Origin of the sequence: Desulfobulbus sp., from assembly GCF_031547805.1 — a bacterium.
Taxonomy (GTDB): Bacteria; Desulfobacterota; Desulfobulbia; order Desulfobulbales; family Desulfobulbaceae; genus Desulfobulbus.
Map to the genome: position 1 here is coordinate 1 of NZ_JAVBRQ010000001.1, position 18,183 is coordinate 18,183.

General features: G+C 59.5%; 14 protein-coding genes. 12 read left to right on the forward strand and 2 right to left on the reverse strand.

All coding sequences use genetic code 11. The features are described from left to right. The first annotated feature begins 1,084 nt into the window (after positions 1-1,084). The 7 genes from RMR13_RS00005 (at position 1,085) to RMR13_RS00035 (ending at position 9,912) form a co-directional block, all read left to right on the forward strand. Positions 1,085-1,315 carry a hypothetical protein gene (locus RMR13_RS00005; protein WP_310598585.1) on the forward strand — a complete coding sequence of 77 codons (231 nt, stop codon included), beginning with the start codon at positions 1,085-1,087 and terminating at the stop codon, positions 1,313-1,315. A 281-nt stretch (positions 1,316-1,596) separates the two neighbouring features. Next, positions 1,597-3,393 (forward strand): ATP-dependent zinc metalloprotease FtsH, encoded by a 1,797-nt coding sequence (ftsH, locus tag RMR13_RS00010; protein ID WP_310598586.1) that lies wholly within the window; start codon positions 1,597-1,599, stop codon positions 3,391-3,393. Beyond that, on the forward strand, positions 3,377-4,297 hold the full coding sequence (locus tag RMR13_RS00015) for a hypothetical protein (RefSeq protein WP_310598587.1): 921 nt from the start codon (positions 3,377-3,379) through the stop codon (positions 4,295-4,297). The genes ftsH and RMR13_RS00015 overlap by 17 nt, the downstream gene beginning before the upstream one ends. Positions 4,298-4,396: 99 nt before the next feature. Next, positions 4,397-5,173: a 4Fe-4S dicluster domain-containing protein gene (locus RMR13_RS00020; protein WP_310598588.1), complete on the forward strand. Its 777-nt coding sequence runs from the start codon at positions 4,397-4,399 to the stop codon at positions 5,171-5,173. Positions 5,174-5,238: 65 nt separating this feature from the next. Next, positions 5,239-6,408 carry an NrfD/PsrC family molybdoenzyme membrane anchor subunit gene (nrfD, locus tag RMR13_RS00025; protein ID WP_310598589.1) on the forward strand — a complete coding sequence of 390 codons (1,170 nt, stop codon included), beginning with the start codon at positions 5,239-5,241 and terminating at the stop codon, positions 6,406-6,408. A gap of 545 nt (positions 6,409-6,953) precedes the next feature. Beyond that, entirely contained in the window at positions 6,954-8,120 is a 1,167-nt protein-coding gene (locus RMR13_RS00030) for an ATP-binding protein (protein ID WP_310598590.1), read from the forward strand. After that, positions 8,113-9,912 (forward strand): sigma 54-interacting transcriptional regulator, encoded by a 1,800-nt coding sequence (locus RMR13_RS00035; RefSeq protein WP_310598591.1) that lies wholly within the window; start codon positions 8,113-8,115, stop codon positions 9,910-9,912. The genes RMR13_RS00030 and RMR13_RS00035 overlap by 8 nt, the downstream gene beginning before the upstream one ends. Positions 9,913-9,971: 59 nt before the next feature. On the opposite strand, the gene RMR13_RS00040 is transcribed toward RMR13_RS00035, so the two are convergent. Beyond that, on the reverse strand, positions 9,972-10,781 hold the full coding sequence (locus RMR13_RS00040) for an alpha/beta fold hydrolase (RefSeq protein WP_310598592.1): 810 nt from the start codon (positions 10,779-10,781) through the stop codon (positions 9,972-9,974). Between the two features lie 559 nt (positions 10,782-11,340). Between RMR13_RS00040 and RMR13_RS00045 the strand changes: the two genes are divergently transcribed. Continuing rightward, positions 11,341-12,021 carry a PEP-CTERM sorting domain-containing protein gene (locus tag RMR13_RS00045; RefSeq protein WP_310598593.1) on the forward strand — a complete coding sequence of 227 codons (681 nt, stop codon included), beginning with the start codon at positions 11,341-11,343 and terminating at the stop codon, positions 12,019-12,021. A gap of 220 nt (positions 12,022-12,241) precedes the next feature. Here RMR13_RS00045 and RMR13_RS00050 read toward each other — a convergent pair whose 3' ends face one another. Further along, entirely contained in the window at positions 12,242-12,838 is a 597-nt protein-coding gene (locus tag RMR13_RS00050; protein WP_310598594.1) for a hypothetical protein, read from the reverse strand. A gap of 656 nt (positions 12,839-13,494) precedes the next feature. Between RMR13_RS00050 and RMR13_RS00055 the strand changes: the two genes are divergently transcribed. The 4 genes from RMR13_RS00055 to RMR13_RS00070 all read left to right on the forward strand — a co-directional run bounded on the left by RMR13_RS00055 (position 13,495) and on the right by RMR13_RS00070 (position 18,174). After that, positions 13,495-14,121, forward strand: coding sequence for a 2Fe-2S iron-sulfur cluster-binding protein (locus RMR13_RS00055; RefSeq protein ID WP_310598595.1), 627 nt, complete (start codon positions 13,495-13,497; stop codon positions 14,119-14,121). Positions 14,122-14,124: 3 nt separating this feature from the next. After that, positions 14,125-16,620: a xanthine dehydrogenase family protein molybdopterin-binding subunit gene (locus tag RMR13_RS00060; RefSeq protein WP_310598596.1), complete on the forward strand. Its 2,496-nt coding sequence runs from the start codon at positions 14,125-14,127 to the stop codon at positions 16,618-16,620. Between the two features lie 41 nt (positions 16,621-16,661). Beyond that, positions 16,662-17,666: a xanthine dehydrogenase family protein subunit M gene (locus RMR13_RS00065; RefSeq protein ID WP_310598597.1), complete on the forward strand. Its 1,005-nt coding sequence runs from the start codon at positions 16,662-16,664 to the stop codon at positions 17,664-17,666. 100 nt (positions 17,667-17,766) lie between these two features. Next, on the forward strand, positions 17,767-18,174 hold the full coding sequence (locus tag RMR13_RS00070; RefSeq protein WP_310598598.1) for a hypothetical protein: 408 nt from the start codon (positions 17,767-17,769) through the stop codon (positions 18,172-18,174). Positions 18,175-18,183: the final 9 nt, after the last annotated feature.

The window sequence follows — 18,183 nt, forward strand, 5'->3', positions numbered from 1 at the left end:
TTAAACATTGTATGTTGTTCATGAAGCCTCCTTTTTCGTGACTTTGAGCGGTCCACGAAGTCGGAGGCTTCTTTATTTTGCTGGAACCGTCAAACTTTTGTTGTCCCCCGGCAAAGCCGGGGGTTTACCTAAAGGAAATTAGTAAAACTACTGTGGCTACCCAGACTATCTCAGCCCGTCCTTATCGTCCGCCGCTTGCTGCCGCGCCGTCATCCAGAGCGCCATCCCGTTTCAGCTGAAAAGCTACCGCCTAGCCGAGTCTCGCAACACATAGAACCATTATGCGTAAAACTGCTAACAGCAGGCAAGAATTATCGGTTTATCATATTGCTGAATCAGTGGCCAAATATGAGATTTGTCCTTGCGCCGCAACGGTTTTGGGCAAATAAAAAAAAGGCGCGCGGGTCTACAGAGCAATACTGTCCCATCGATATCGCCTGCGAAACGCGACCCCCTGCCATCGTTGTTGCCGCCGGTCGCCTGGCCGCAAGCAGACCAAATGCCTCCACCTCTCGCCCGTGGCGATAGTCGCCAGAGAGGTATACGGCTCAGGTGGCCCGGCTGACACATGCCGGCATACCAATCGCGACAGATCGGGGCCGACGTTATCGGCAAGGAAAAAATGACCCGTCTCGTCGCCGGCGAGCACATCCGCGATATCGCCCCACGCGCGTCCAGATTATTCCCCTTCCGCTTGAACCGAAACCGCTCCGTCTGAACTGTCCCAACATCGTCGCCTGATATTTTTTCGGGGCATCGCCAACGAAACCCGTGAACACCATTCGCCCTTCCTGCTGTTTCACCTGCGTCTCGACGCTATCCCCACGGGACACCGAGAAACACATCGGGACACAACGTGGGACATCGATGCGACACATTCGAGACACAGTGCTGACTGTCCCGCAAGCGTCCCAGAAAGACCCTGAATGAAAATTTTAAATAAAAACATCGAACAAACAGTCAATTGACTGAACAACACAGCCCAATCCCCTGACAAGGCAATCAACTGGCATCAACCATGCTAATGACTGATCAGTTCGACTACACTTCACTGGTCAATATTTCATCTTCGGGAGGAGAGAGCATGAGTGACAAGACAATGGTTGCCGAAAAAACAAAGAGTAGCGTGCAAGAAAGCAATCCCGCATCGGAAGCATCGGATATCGTCTTCGACAAGATTGTTGTTCGCAGTTTCATAGGATTCACGAGCTTAATCGGATTATGGGTTCTCGCCTGTCTTGCAAGCGCCATGTACCATGCAGGTGGTCCATTTGCGTTGATCAGCAGCTGGTTTAAGGCTGTTACCGGAATGTAATTGAAAACTCTATCGAGAGTGGCTATCGAGATCGTGTTATTGAACAAATAATGACCAATTCGATTCCCTTCGAATTGGTCATTATTCATGAAGTATAAAATAGTTTTTTAGTTCATCCAGTACAATTTTTATAAAAAAAACGACAACGATTCTATTTTCAACAATCAATTCATACAAAACGAACGTTCGACATGGCAATTCTTGTTCGAAACCTCTTCTTCTTCTGTCTCTTCGCCGTTTCGTGCGCATTCATCGCACTATTCTGGTTTCTTGAGCACAGGTTGCCGAATCAGGATTACAGCAAGGTCATCGAACAGCTCAATAACAACCAAATCGCCAAATTCGAATTTACCGGCAACCGGGTCGAGTTTACCGACCGCGACAACCGCTCCTTCATGACCACGGTGCCCGACGTCAATCGCTTTCTCGAAAAAATCCACGACAAGAACATCCAAATCGTAGTCAAGGAAGACAGGTTCAACCTGATTTACGTGACCGTGGTCGCGGTCTTCGTCATCGCCTTTTTCATGGTGGTTTGGTGGTCCCTGCGGACCAGGGAAAAAGAAGAGAGCACCTTTGTCAGCGACAAGCTGGTCAAGCAAAAAGGGGATGAGGCCGGGGTGACCTTTGCCGATATCGCCGGCATCCCCGAAGCCCTGGCCGAGCTGGAGGAGATTGTTACCGCGCTCAAACATCCGGAAAATTTCAAGAAAATAGGCGCGACCATTCCTCGCGGCATCCTGTTGCAGGGGCCGCCGGGCACCGGCAAGACCCTGTTGGCCAAGGCGCTGGCCGGAGAGGCGGGAGTGCCCTTTTACAGCTTCAGCGGCTCCGACTTTGTCGAGATGTTTGTCGGGGTGGGCGCCTCCCGCGTCAGGGACCTTTTCAAGGAAGCCAAGAAAAACAGCCCGTGCATCGTTTTTATCGATGAAATCGATGCGGTTGGCGCCAGGAGATCGAGCAGCTCCTCCGCCGGGGGCCAGGAGGAACGCGCCCAGACCCTCAATGCCCTGCTTTCGGAAATGGACGGCTTCGACACCGAAGACACCATTGTCGTGCTGGCCTCGACCAACCGGCCGGACATCCTCGATCCGGCCTTGAAACGGCCGGGCCGCTTCGACCGCCAGGTGAACATCCTGCCCCCCGACCTCAAGGGCCGGCGGAAAATTCTCGAGGTCCACAGCCGCAAGGTTGCCCACCACCCGGATATCGATTTCGGCGAACTCGCCAAGGAAACTCCAGGGTTTACCGGGGCGGAGCTGGCGAATCTCGTCAACGAGGCGGCACTGCTGGCGGCGCGGAACGGTCGGGAACAAATCGTCCGCGAGGATTTCGACAAGGCCCGCGACCGCATCCTGATGGGGATCGAACGCCGGGGCATGGTCATGGGCGACCAGGACCGCAAGATACTCGCCTACCACGAGGCAGGACACGGGGTTCTGGCCAAAAGCCTGCCCCATACCGACCCCCTGCACAAGATCACCATCGTGCCCAGGGGCATGGCGCTCGGCCAAACCCAACAGGTGCCGATCAGCGACCATCCGGCCTATTCCAAGCAATATCTGCGCAGCAAGATCATCGTGCTGATGGGCGGCCGGGCAGCGGAAGAACTGATTTTCAAGCAACAAACCACGGGTTCCCAGGGCGACCTGCTCACCGCGACCCAACTGGCCACCAACATGGTCTGCAAATGGGGCATGAGCCGGAACCTGGGCCCGCAAGTGTTCACCGTCGACAGCGGCGGCTTCATCGGCGGCGACGGCGGCCGCCTGCCCATGGCCAACGACACGGCCAGGATCATCGACCAGGAAATCAACGCACTGCTGGCCGAATGCTATGCGGAGGCGCTTTCAATCCTGAAGGATAAGCAGATCCTGCTCGACCATCTGGCCGAGATTCTACTTCAGGTCGAGACGCTGGACGGCGACGAATTCGACATCATTGTCGATTGCAGCGCCCAAAAGGAATCCATTCTTGCCGAGGAACGGCAAGACCGGCGCGACGAATGCGCGATGCGAGAGGACTGCAGCGTGCGTCAGTCCATGGTGGAAAAGGTGATCGATGCAATCACTACGTAGATTCAACATCGCGCTGTTCTCGATCATCGCCCTGCTGCTGGCCGCTCTGGTCGCGACCGGGTTTCGGAAGCAGAACATGGCCTTCGACTACGATGCCATTGTCCAGGAAAGCGAAAGCACCATTTTCCTCTACACCACGGTCCAGGACCAGGCCATGGAAGGCCTGCTGTCGCGCGATCGTTCGCAGCTGTTCGCCGCGGCCAAGGAATTCGAGCAGCTGCAGAGCAGATACACGGCCCTGCTCGACAACGCCCTGATCTCGACCCAGTACAAACTCTCGTTCATGGGCGATCTGGATCTGGGGCGCGTCATCGTCAACCTGCGCACCCTGGCGGAAAAGTCGGGCAGCGACGAGCTGGCCAAGCAGATCATGGCCCAACTGCGCCACATCAATAAACAATTCCTGCAATTCGACCGCATCGTGGTCAACGAGATGCGCAGCAGGGTCATGAATTACCAGAAAACGGCGCTGATCATCATGGGCGCGATCATCTCCCTGGCCTGTTTTGGCCTGGCGGTGCTGTACCTGAAATCGGTCAAACCCCTGACCTCCCTTTCCGCCCAGGCCGAACAAGCCCTGCGGGACGGGCGGCCGCTCGACATGGCGACATCCGGCACGGCCTGCCTGGAAGTGCGCTCGCTGCTCGGGGCCATGAATCACCTATTGCAGCGCGCCCCCGATGAAGACGGCCACGATCCCCTGGCCAGCAGCAGGAGGGAGGCCGAGTTCTCGACAGTGATCAACGAGGCGACCAACAGAATAAACGGCATCATCAATTACGCGCAACTGCTCATGGATTCCAAGGCAATGGCAACCAATGAGGTGGATCAGCAAGAGATTTTAGCCAAGATCATCAAGCACGGCGAGCAGTGCGCCGTCACCTTGAGGAAGGGCATAAAGTAGGCAAGCAAACGATCAAGGGACCAACCGGCCTTTGACCGCAACCACGACGGCATTTTTCGACAGTTCATCCGAGACATACAAGAACGAAGAGAGAAGCACATGAAAAGATTCAAGTTCAATACCATGAAAAACGAGGGGATCGAATCGATCGCCTCTGCAGAACGCCGAAAGTTCATGAAATTCGGATTGGCCATTACCGGTGTCTTTGTCGGCGGATCGATTCTGTCCCTGACTTCTGCCGCCAAGGTGCAGGCCGCCCTGATCAACGAACCCGTCCAGCCGGCGAAATATCCCTACAGCCCGCATTACACCATGGTCATCCGGCAAAACTTTTGCATCGATTGCGAGCGATGCCTGGATGCGTGCCGTACCACCAACAGCGTCCCGATCTACGGCTATCGCACCCTGATCCTGGAACGCCGCATCCCCCATGCGCAAGGCCAGCCGGCCCATGCCTTCATGCCCGTTCTCTGCAACCAGTGCAACGAACCGCACTGCGTCCGGGTCTGCCCCACCGGCGCGACCTACAAGGACGGCCAAAACGGCATCGTGCTCATGAACCAGGACAAATGCATCGGCTGCAAGACCTGCATGGCCGCCTGTCCGTACAATGCCCGCTACTTTAAGGAAGAGGAGCGCGCCATCGATAAATGCAATTTCTGCTTCGACACCAAGCTCAAGGAGAGCGGCGGCAAGGCCACGGCCTGCAGCGCGGCCTGCCCCGCCGGAGTCCGGGTCTTCGGCGATCTCACCGACGCGGCCACCCCGGCCTACAAACTGATCCATACCCCCGGCAACGAATTCTGGGTGCTGCGCCCGGAAGCCGGCACCATGCCGAACGTCTTTTATATGAACGCGACCGAGGCGGATACCTGAACACGTTTTTCCCGACATCCTGTTGACAACCACATCGCGATACCAATTCAAACAAGGGGAGAGATATGAACATCTATACCAAAACGACCAACCTGCCGTTGCCATCCATGAACCAGATCCTGGTTTTTATCGTGCTGGCCCTGGCCTGCGGTATCGGCCTCGCCTTTGGCCTGCACACCATGATCGTCGGCCACCATCACACCTTTGGCACCACCAGGGAGGTGCCCTGGGGTCTGCTCGTCACCCCCTATGTGTTCTTCGCCTGCCTGGCAACCGGCTTGTGCATCGTGTCCGCGCTCGGCCAGGTGTTCAACCTGGCGCCCTTCAAACCCCTGGTAACCAGGACCGTTTTTCTGGCCATCGTTGCCATGGCAGCGGGCCTGATGTGCATCACCCTGGAGCTGGAAAACCCCTGGCGGGTGGTCTTCTACGCCTGGTTCTCGCCCCAGCCGTTTTCCAATATCTGGTGGAAAACAGCTATTTACAGCTGCTCGCTGGTAATGATGATCTGCAATTTCATGCTGCTGTTGATCAAGCGCCCCAAAATCGCCAAGGGATTTGCCTTGGTCGCCTTCGTGCTTTTGACCGCGGGCAATCTGAACATGAATTCGGACATGGGCCTGCTGGGCGAAAGAGGGTTCTGGAGCGACAACTACATGCCGATCTACTTTCTTTCCCTTTCGATCATGACCGGCTGCGCCGCCATTCTGCTGCTCAACTGGCTGGCCTACAAATTTAACGGCGAAAGCTCCGATGCCGAGCACGACCGGGCCTTCAACGCCACCTCCAAGCTGTTTTTCTTCATGCTGCTGGGCCTGGCCTATTTTTCGGTCGTCAAGATCATGGGCGGATACTTTCCCCGCTTCGCCAAAAATCCCGAAGCCATGGCGCTGTTGGTCAAGGGCGATTTTGCCCGCAATTTCTGGCTTGGCGAGATCTGCCTGGCCATCCTGCTGCCCCTTGCCCTCTACTTCCTCGCCCAGGGGAAAAAGCTGGCGGTCATGGCTCTGGCCGGCATCTCCTGCCTGATCGGGGTGTTTGTGCTCTACTACGACCTGGTCATCGTCGGCCAGTTGGTGCCCCATTTCCAGCACTACAACGTGGTCGACCTGCCGCAGTACTACGCCTACACCCCGACCCTGCATGAGATCATGATTTCAGCCGGCAGCGTCTTCTTCTTCCTGACCGCGTTCATCTTCGGCGAGATGCTGTTCAAGAAAGTCTACTCAAACTAACACCGCCAGCCGCCTCGCTTGTCCGGCCACCGGCCCGGCACGCGAGGCTGGCCCCGGTAACGAAGCTGTTTTGATCCAAGACGGCTTCCCACTGAAATTTCTGGATATTTCTCTCTCGCTGCGTTCGCCGGCATGACCAACAAAAAAACGTTCGCCACCATGGCAATTCCGGGCGAATCGTCAGTTGGAACGCGGCGAGAGATATCGTTCCATCGACCGAACCCCACCGCGTAACGAACACCGCCGATTGCCAGGGAGAAAACCTGGCTGAAGTTCGATGTCCATCGGATAAATTTTTATTTTCTTATGCGAAACAGAGGATATAATTAAGCGGAAAAGCGACGGATATTCTTTGCCAGCGAGTCTGGCCACCCACCACAGAGTGGAACAGCATTCCGGCCGGCCCGTTCGGAGCCTGTTTATGCGGTCTTTTTTTGCATCCCGAGCAGCCCCGGCCCGGCCTTGCCACCCCGTCTCCCCGCTTTTGCCGGCATCCCATGCGCCCTGAGTGGGCTTGAAATGAGTTTACGAACTGTTGCGACCACATGAACGACGCCATCGATACAAGTCGGACGACACCCGGCGCCACCTCCGACACCGGTCTCACAGTGCTGCCCCAGTGCCTGTCGCCCGACCAATGGAAACACATTTTCAACGGCATCGAGCTGCCCTGTCTCCTGGTGCAGCCGAACGGAATCATCATCGAGGCCAACGAGGCAACCCTGAAAGCGGCGAGAAAAAGCAGGCATGAAGTGATCGGCCGCGGGGTCTGCCAGATCATTCATGGAGGCCGTTGGCCGCACCTGCCCTGCCCACTGGAAGAGTTCCTGAAAAATTGCGCCATGAAGGTGGAGGAAACCCGCCTCCCCGGCCTGCACGGCGAATATCTGTTTTCCATCATGCCCATCAAGGGGGCCGACGAGACGATCGACATGATTCTGCTCACCGCCCGGGAGCTGTCCAGCGACGAGATCCGCAAAGTGGATTACATGCGCAACAGCAAACTGGCGGCCATTGGCGAACTGGCGGCCGGTGTGGCCCATGAGATCAACAATCCCATCACCGGAATTATCAATTTCGCCCAGATACTGCTGGACAGCTACAAATTCGATTCGGCAGGCATTGAAATGATCCAAAAGATCATTGAAGAAGGCGAACGGATCGCCAGCATTACCAGGCATCTTATTTCCTTTGCCCGCGAAGACATCAGTGTCCGCGAACCGGTCAACCCCGCCGAAATCATTTATTCAAGCCTTGCCCTGGTCAGCCATCAGTTAAAAAGAGATGGAATTATCCTGGCGACCCATATCTGCAACGACACCACCTTGATCGACGCCGACTTCAAAAAACTGCAGCAGGTCATGCTCAACCTGATCAGCAACAGCAGATACGCCCTGAACCGCAGACACCCGGGGGCAAGCAGCGGCAAGGTCCTTGAAATATCTTGTAATTATGCGAACAATGACGAAGGAATCCGGGTCTGCAGGATCGTTGTCAAGGATTACGGCACCGGCCTGCCGCAATCCTTGCTGGAGCATATCTTCGAACCGTTTTTCAGCACCAAACCACCGGGAGAAGGAACAGGACTGGGGTTGAGCATCAGTTATGGCATCATCAAAGAGCACGGCGGCAACATGTCGGTCAATTCCATCATGGAACAATTCACCGAAATGATCATCGATTTGCCGGTTGGTATGCGAGCCGATGGATAACAACATATATTCTTCAAAGATCCTGATTGTCGACGATGAAGACTCGATCAGGCAAACATTCAGTATTTTCCTCAAAGCTGAAGGATACAAGCTCGTCAAGACCGCGTCGAATTACGACGAGGCTATCGATGCGGTCCGTGAAACCGAATACGACTTGATCATCAGCGATATTGTCCTTACCGGATACAGCGGCACGGACCTGCTCAAGGAGATCAGGGACCTGGGGGTCATATGTCCGGTGGTGATGATCACCGGATTCCCCAACCTCAAAACCGCCGCGACATCCATCAGGTATGGCGCGTACGACTATATCTCCAAGCCGGTCAACAAGGAAAATTTGCTGCATTTCACCCGGCACGCGCTCGAGCATTGGCATGTCACCAAGAAAACCCGGCTGCTCCAACAGGAAAACGAGAAATACCGCAGATATCTGGACACCATCTTCCATTCGGTGAGCGATGCCATCATTACGGTCGATTCCCAGATGAACGTGGTGCAGCTCAACGAAAAAGCGAAGCAATGGCTTTATTATGTGGATTTCGAAAAATTCCAGAACCTTCTCCACTGGCCGGTTGACACCTTGTGCCATGCCTTCATCGACGATGTCCGCAAGATTCTCCAGGGCGGGCAGGAGGTCCGGAAGCATATCATCGAGTGCACCACCCCGGACCATGTCACCAAGATGCTGAGCATCAACGCCTCGCCGCTGCGGGACGAAAACAACGAACTTCAGGGAGTGGTGATTGTCGCCCGCGACATGGAGACCTCCAAGACCCCGGAGCGGGGGGGACAGAGCCGCAGTTCCTTCCACCGATTCGTGGATTCGAGCCCGGCGATGCAAAGGGTCTATGGCCTGATCGAAAACATCGGCAAGGTCGATACCTCGGTGTTGGTGACCGGAGAATCCGGCACCGGCAAGGAACTGGCGGCCGAAGCGCTGCACGCCGAGAGTTCGCGGCGCAACAGGCCGCTCATCAAGATGGACTGCGCCTCCTTTTCCGAAAACCTGCTGGAGAGCGAACTGTTCGGGCACCGCAAGGGAGCCTTTACCGGTGCCGACCGCGACCGGGCGGGCAGGCTGCTCCAGGCCGACGGCGGCACCCTGTTTCTGGATGAGATTGGCGAGATTTCGCCGAGAACCCAGCTGTTTCTGCTCCGTTTCCTGCAGGAAAAAACGTTCACCCCGCTGGGCCTGGACGAACCGATCCACGTCGATGTGCGCATCATCGCCGCCTCCAACGTCGATTTCCAAAAAATGGTGCAGGCGGGAAAATTCAGGGAGGATCTCTACTACCGGCTGAAGGTGATCGAGATCCACCTGCCGCCCCTGCGCGAAAGGGCGGACAGCGTTCCGCTGCTCGCCAACCATTTCCTGGTCACCTTCCGCAAACAGCTCGGGAAAAACATTGCCTCCATCTCCGACCAGGCCTTGGAATGCATGCTCCGCTATTCCTGGCCGGGCAATGTCCGCGAGCTCAAGCACGTCATCGAACGGGCCTGCGTGCTCTGCCAGGACGGGATCCTGCAAGTCAAGCATCTTCCCATGGAGCTGCAAACGGCATCGACCCGGGAAATCGAGCTGGCGGTGCCGCTTACGCTCGCCCCCTCCGACTTTCCGACCTCACCGCTCGACCTGGCTCGCCCCCTGCCCCCGTATCAATCGGAGGAGGAAAAATTGCGCAAGGCCCTGCGCTATGCCAACAACAACCGAGCCAAGGCCGCCAAGCTATTGGGCGTTTCCCGCTCCACCCTCTACAGGTGGATGGAACGCTATCAACTCACCGGGGAATAACCGCCCGGCCCCGCCGGCCCCACATCGCCCGTCGAAACAGCGCTGCTTGCTTGGCGCAATCAAAGCGCGTTGTTCCCTTGCCTGAGAAAGGCCGCGACCTCGTGCCACCAGGCCTGATTGGCCTCCACCGGCATGGTGTTGTGGCTGGCACCCGGCATCACCCACAATTTCTTGACGCCATCGAGCCGGGCGTAGAGCTCTTGGCCGTGGCTGACCGGAATCACTTCGTCCTCGCCTGCCAGCAGCACCGCCACCGGGCCCTGGTAATGCCGCAGATTGGCCACGCTGTCGTACCGGTCGCGCAGCAGCCAACGGACCGGCACCCAGGGATAATGGCCGGCGGCGACATTGACCAGGCTGTCCCAGGGTAAAAACAGCACCAACCCCGCGACCGGGATATCGGTTTGCCCGACCGCACCGGCGGCTACCCCGCACCCCAGCGATTCCCCCCACACATAGAGCGGTGCCCCGAACTGGGTATAAGCGAGCTGGAGTACCGTCAGGGCATCCTGGACCAACGCCTCTTCCGCAGGCTGGCCCTCCCGACCGCCATAGCCGGGATATTCGGCCAGCAGCACCCGAAAATGCTGGCGGCTCAGGGCGTCGGGGTAGTAGAGGCGGTCGGTCGCGGCCCCGGCATTGCCATGGAAAACCACGATTGTTCCCCGAACCTCACGCGGCTCTCGCAAAGCGATAAACCCGAGGAAACGTTCTTCCGAGGGCCAGTGGCGCAGCCCCGATCTTCCGGCCCGATCCGGTGACACAAACGTGGTATCGGGAAAATAGAGCATGTGCCGTTGGCCCAGAAACAATGCCGCACACACGAGAAGATAGGCCATGCCGGCCACCAGGGCGATTTTAGCAAACATAAGACTGCTCCAGGAGATGATCGGCCCTGCAAGGCGCCAATTTTTTTTGCCCACTGCGAATCGGGCGTCCTTCCGGCTTGGACGGCAACCATTCCGTCTTTTTGCAAGCGCGATCGTCCCATTGATCGCCAGGCATCCCACTCCTCCCACAACGTGGCAACAACGTTTTTCACGCGCCTGTCATGCCATCGGTTTCCCCGCACCGTATTCCGAAAAACCGGAAAAAATAACCAGCTGAATTTATTACATAAGCGAAATTCGACATACATCGAATTACGGATCGACCGAAAAACGAACCAAACCGTCTTTTTTTAAAAAAGTCCCACTTTGTGGCTCTTTACAACTCGCATTTCGTTTTCCGGAAAAAAAATACCGGAAACCTGAAGAATCGTCCGCAACGATGCGAAACGAATGATTATGATTAAAAAATATTAAATTATTCCAATAAATTATATGGGAAATAAAAATCAATCCCATCTGGAACGATCATTGCTTTGTAAGGATGCCAAACCTCCTCTCAACCTCAAAAAATGAACACAAACCAATAAAGGAGAAACACATGTCCCAAGGAACAACCAACTCATTCATCATCGGCTTGCTAGGTGCAGGCTCGCTCTTTTTCTCCCAGCCGGCTCTGGCAACGCCGACTCATTACACCCACACCTGGCAAAACATCTCCGGCATAAGCTGGAGCACGGATCAGGTGAACTGGGGTAACGATACCGTTTATGTCGGTCAGACGGTTTATTTCAAGTTCGATATGCACAAGTACAACGAGGGGGCTCATTACGCTGACTTTCTCAAGGCCTGGGTCGATTGGGACCAAGATGGCGCATACGAGCAAAGTGAGAGCTATTTTTTCGGCCACATAGTCAATTCGGACGTTCCGACCTCCCCCGATAGGAAAAACATCAACGAAGACTATTCCTTCACCACCACAGGATACACCCTCACGGATGCCGATCTGGGCAACATCGACATCATGGTACGGGTGACCTGCAGCGAATCGCTTTTGGCATTCGCAGGCGTGCCCAGAACCAAATCCACTCAATGGGGTGTCAGTTTCGACGATTACGATTCCTACTACATGCCGGACGGCTACCTGTACCAGGGTGAAGTAAAATACAAGACCATGAACGTACAAGCCGCGGCACCCGGCCCGGTTCCCGAGCCGACCACCATGCTGTTGTTCGGAACCGGCCTGATCGGCTTGGCCGCCGTGGCCCGTCGAAAGAAATAATTCGTTACCAACTGTTCAACAAAAAGGGCAAAATCCCACCCGGGGTTTTGCCCTTTTTTTTGCCCGCAGATGGATTCGGGCATACGCCCGGTTTGATTTCCATGTACGTCCTGCGGTGTTATCGACTCTCACCTCTCAATCGCTCCAACAGAAAAATCGGCCGCCCTTTCAGACGAACCGGGATTGGAGCGCCTGGCGGCGCATGCCCACCCCTTGCCCGCTATCGTCGATGCGGCGGCGGAGTCAGGCCTTGTTCCTTGAAGCAGGAATCGACAATGGCCCGCTGTTCATCGGTCAGCATGGGGCGATGCATCGCCCGGCCCTGTCCGTCCTTTGCCTGAGCGCTCGTCGGCGCTCCCGCTTGATTGTCCTGGGCCCGCCGCTCCGCACGCAGGGCCGGAAGATCGACCCCCTTGGCCGCGGCACAGGCGTGGATTGCCTGCCTCTGGGCCTTGGTCGGACGCGCGGGCCGATTCTCCGCCCGGGCAGCCCGATGCGTCGGCGGGGTCAGGCCTTGCTCCTTGAAGCAGGAATCGACGATGGCCCGCTGTTCATCGGTCAGCTTGGTCCGATGATATCCCCTGCGCTGTCCATCCTGCGGCGCAGCACCCGTCGACGCGCCCGCCACTTCGTTTTGGGTCGGCGGTCGCTGGGCGCGCGGACCGGGAAACTCCACTCCCTTGACAGTGGCGCAGGCACGGATGGCCTGCATCTGGGCCTTGGTCGGGCGGACAACATTGGTTTCGGCCAGAGCCGGAGCAGAGGCCAGACAGCAGAGCGCCACCCCGGCAAGCACCATCTTTGTTTTCAATTGCACGGCATTTCTCCTCTTTGTTGGATAAAAGTTGCGATCAAAACCGCCGCTTCGATCGGCCGTCATTGCCAATCAAGGCACGGGCAGAAGCCGGGCGGCAACGGGTATCCCGGCAATCCGGGATCGTCCCACGCCGCCGCTCTCCGGTCCCATGCAAACCGTCCAAGCGATCCTCCGATATTTCGGCAGAATGCCAAGAATGTCAAACAACTTATCCTTTTTTCACCTTCAGCCGGTTGCGCGCCCCCTTTTTTCCGCCAACCGGACTAGAAGAAACGGTCCGGCAACAAACTGGCGGCAACAGCGCCGGGATTACCCTCGATTGCCCTCATGTGAATAATTCTGTTTTTTATTTGAAGCAACAATGATATACAGAATTGTTCGATCCGCACCGGCCGGCTCCTTGCCCAGGCCCCCATGCTTGATCCGCTCCCTGGCCGGACAGATCGCGCCCGGACGCAACACGCCCCCTTTCGGCGCTGAGCATGCCCTGCATGCGAAACGCGCTGGCACCCCACATCGATGGGCGCCAGCCGCCTTGGGCGGCACATCTCGACCCGTTCCTCCAATGCATCAGATCACGGCAGCGTTCATCCGCCGCCTTGGGCGGCGCCCCTTCAACCTCCCGGCATCATCCGGGAAGCACAGACGGAGTTGCCATGCATGCCTCAATCGTCGAATCCATCAGGCCCGCGGGAATGACCCGACGCCAGTTCATCAAAAGCGTCATCGCGGCCGGAGCCGTCTCCTCTTCCGGCCTGCTGTTTTCCGGACCGGCCGGCGCCGGCCCCAAGGCGTCTCCCAGGGTCGTCGAGCGGCTCCTCACCCTGGACGTCAACGGACAACGGCGCCGGGTCGATGTCCTGCCCCAGGAAACCCTGGCCCAGACCCTGCGCCACAAACTGGGGCTCACCGGCCTCAAGGTCGGCTGCGACCGGGGCGAATGCGGAGCCTGCACCGTGCTGGTCGACGCGGTGCCCCAATACGCTTGTTCCCTCCTCACCCAGAGCGTACGGGGAAAATCCATCCTGACCATCGAGGGACTGGCCCGTCCCGACGGAAAACTGCATCCCCTGCAGCAGGGCGTCCTGGACGAACAGGGCTTCCAGTGCGGCTATTGCGCGCCCGGCTTTCTCATGGCCACCCTGGGCTTTCTGGCGGTCAATCCCCATCCCAACCGGCAAGAACTGGCCCACGGCGTTTCGGGCAACCTCTGCCGCTGCCAGGACTACGACAAGATCCTCACCGGCCTGATGCGCGGGGCCGAATACATGCGAAAGGAGTAAGCCATGGCGGACAACGACGCTCTTTTCACCCCCAAGCTGACCGGTCACAATTACGTCACCCCCGACCTGCGGGCCAAACTGACCGGATCGGCCCGTTTCGCCGACGACTTCCGGGCCGAGGGCATGCTGGTCTGCAAGCTGCTGACCAGCCCCCTGCCCCATGCCAGGGTCACGCACCTCGATCTCCGCACGGCCCTGGCCGTGCCCGGGGTGCGGGCCATCCTCACCGCCGACGAATTGCCGCCCCCGGCCGATTCCGTGTCCGACAGCGGCGCGGTGATCAAGGCCAGCCCCTGGGCGGAACGCGCCCTGACCATGGAACCGCTCTACCAGGGCGAGCCCATCCTGGCGGTGGCGGCCGTCGACGAGGCCACGGCCAGCGCGGCCATCGAGGCGGTCGATATCGCCTACGAGGCCCTTCCCTTTGTCATCGATCCCCTGGACAGCCTGCGGCCGGGCGGCGCCAATGCCAGAACCGACGGCAATGTCTGGCTGCCGCCGGCCCGACCCGGCGAACGGCCGCGAATCGGCGAATTGAAATGGAGTGCTGCCGAATTCGAGGCCGCCGGCCCGGATCGACTGCCCCTGGGCAAGGCGACCAACGAATGGTCCTACGGCGAGGTCGAGGCCGGCTTGGCGCGGGCGGCGCTGGTCCTGGACGAAACCTTCATCACCCCCAACGTCAGCCACCAGGCTCTGGAAACCCGCTCCGCCCTGGCCTGGTGGGAAAACGGCAAACTCCACCTCGCGGTCGGCTCCCAGAGCACGGTCCAGACCGTGCCGGCCATCGCCAAATGGCTCAACATGGATGCCAACGACATCGTCGTGATCAGCGAATACACCGGAGGCGGCTTCGGCGGCAAGATCACGGCCTCGGTGGCGGCAATCATTCCGGCACTGCTGGCCAAGAAAGCGCGCGCCCCGGTCATGCTGCGCGCATCCCGCGAAGACGAGCAAGCCATCGGCAGGGCGCGGCCCAGCACCATCGGCCGGATGCGGGCCGGTTTTGCCAAGGACGGCCGCCTGCTGGGGCTGGATATGTTGGTGGTTATGGACAACGGACCCTACGAGGAGCAGTTCGACGCCTTGATGGCCGGCCGTCTGGCCTCCCTGCTGTACCAGCCCCAGGCCATGCGATGGCGCGGTGCGGCGGTGCTGACCAACACCCCGACCCGCGGGGCCCAGACCGCTCCGGGCGGGCTCCAGGTCAGCGCTTTGCTCGGGCCGGTTCTGGCCAAGGCGGCCCGGCGTCTCGGCCTCGATCCCCTGGCAATCTGCCGCATCAACGCACCCGAAGGCCGGGCGCCGGTCGGCCCGCCCAAACCGGACGGCAGCCTCAACGCCGCGACCAGCGTTTTTGTCAAGCAGGCCCTCGACCGGGGGGCGTCGGCCTTCGGCTGGCAGGCGCGCCGCTTTCGGCCGGCCCCGGCCAAGGGGACTGTCCGACGCGGCATCGGGGTGGCCACCGGCTGCTTCGTGGCCGGCACCGTCGGTTTCGACGGCCTGTTGGTCATCACGCCCCAGGGTCGCTTGCGCATCCACACCGGGGTCGGCAACCTTGGCACCGAATCCTTCAGCGACGCGCAACGGGTGGCGGCCGACGCCCTGGACATGCCCTGGGAGGCTTGCGAGATCGTGTGGGGCAACACCGGCCGGCACCTGGCCTGGAGCTGCGTTTCCGGAGGAAGCCAAACCATCCACGCCATGTCGCGGGCGGCGTTGGCGGCCGGTCTGGACGCACGGGCCAAGCTCAAAGAGATCGCCGCCCAAACCCTGGGCGGCAAGCCGGAAGACTATGCCATCGGCAGCCAGCGCGTTTTCCGCCGGGACAACGGCACCCAGGGCCTGAGCTTTGCCGAGGCCGCCCGGCGGGCCATCGAGCTGGGCGGAATCTACGACGGCCACCAATGTCCGGCAGGGATCAACAAGGCGACCCAGACCGCGGTCGCGGCCCTGGCCGGCCAGGGACTGGTCGCCGTGGCCCGCGACACCTTCCCCCGCGACGGCCAAACCTATTCCCATGTGGCCTCCTTTGCCGAGGTGGAGGTGGACATCGAAACCGGGATGTACCGGATCACGGCCCTGCACGCCGAGGCCGACGCCGGCACGGTGGTCCATCCCCGCGCCTTTGCCGGCCAGTTGGCGGGCCGCTCCATGCTCGGCATCGGCCACGCCACCCGGCAGAAATGGTTCTACGACAAGGAATACGGGATACCGGTGTCCAGGCGCTTCTATCAAAGCCGCCCGCCGACCATCCTCTGCTGTCCGGAACACTTCACCTGGGGCTCGGTCGGCATTCCCGATCCCCAAACGCCCATCGGCGCGCGCGGCATCGGCGAACCGCCGACCGGCGCGGCTTGCGCGGCGGTGCTGTGCGCCCTGAACGACGCCCTGGGCGACGATACGTTCCTGCGGGCCCCGGTCATGGTCGACGCGGTGCTGGCCGCCATCGAACCCGCAATCCGGCCGGCGGCGGACAATCTTTCCGCCAATGTCTAACCCTTTCGGGTCGCCGGCTAACCGGCGACGGGAGAACGCTCATGGCAATCATACGTGACGGCATGCCGCCCTTTGATCTCTTCCGGCCGGCAAGCGTCGACGACGCCCTGGCCCTGGCCGGCCGCCTCGGCGCCGACGCCTGGATACTGGCCGGCGGCCTCGACAGCCTGGAACGGTTCAAGGACCGCCTCAAGCGGCCCAAGGCGGTGATCGATCTGGGCGGCATCGACGAGCTCCGCGGGGTACGCAGGGAGGGAGGCGATCTGGTGATCGGCGCCATGACCACCCTGACCGAGGTCAGCCGCCATCCGGACATCCGCGAGCGGTTCGGCCTGCTGGCCGAGGCGGCGGCCGCGGTGGCCTCGCCCCAGATCCGCAATCAGGGCACCCTGGGCGGCAATATCGCCCAGGATACGCGCTGCTGGTATTACCGTGGCGGCTGGACCTGCTACCGGGCCGGCGGCGGCACCTGCTTTGCCGGCGAAAGTCCGCAGGGGCAAAACCGCGAGCATGCCATTTTCGGCGCCGAAGGCTGCGTGGCGGTGCACCCTTCCGACACCGCCACGGCCTTGGTTGCCCTGGAAGCCCGTCTTGTCATCAAGAACCGAAAGGGCGAACGGGAAATTGCGGCCGAGGATTTCTTCGTCGGCCCGGACCGGGATATCACCCGGCTCAATATCCTTGTCCCCGGCGAGCTGCTCACCGCAATCCGCCTGCCCGCGACCTGGGCCGGCGCGACCTTTTACTTCGAAAAGGTCAGCGATCGGCCGGTCTGGGACTTTCCCCTGGTCAATATCGCGGCGGCCATGCGGCTTAACGGGGATCGTATCGAACAAGCCCGCCTGGTCCTGGGGGCGGTGGCGGCCCGGCCCTGGCGCCTGTTTGACGTGGAAACCGCCGTAGCGGGCCGCGATCGGAACGCCGTTGCCGAAGCGGCATCGCGTCTGGCCGCCAAGGGCGCGGCGGTTTTGCCCCACAACGGCTACAAAGCGGTGCTGGCCGCCAATCTGGCCAAACGCGCCCTTCTCGGCAACAAGGATGCATGACCGGCCCCTGCGGCCCGGCCGAACGCTTCTTTCAACCTCCACCTTGCTCCGGGCCGGCAACGCTTATCCGCCAAGCCGGTCCGCAGGAACCACACGACCTATGAACGCATTTGCAGATATCGGCCAACGGTGCGACGCCATCGAGGAATGTTACGAATTCATGCTGGCCTACGCGGCCCAGGGCATCGACGACGATCGCCAAAGCCGCCATGGCGGCCAGCTCCGGGAACTGCTTGCCCGGGCGGTCGACGCCGCCACCGGCATCCCCGAAGCCTATGCCGGGATGCTGGCCGCAGTCGATCCGGCCATGGCACCGCAGTACAACCGTTTTCTCGAAGTCCTGAAGGCAGACACCGGCAAGGCCCTGGCCGCCATGGAACTGGTGCTGGTCCAGCCGTGCATACCGTCGCAGCTCATCGACAATCTCAATGCCTCGGTGCATGTGCGCACCCTGCTGACCGACATCTTCCTCCTCGACGAAATTCCGAACCTGCGGCAGACGCCGTAGTCGGCTCCC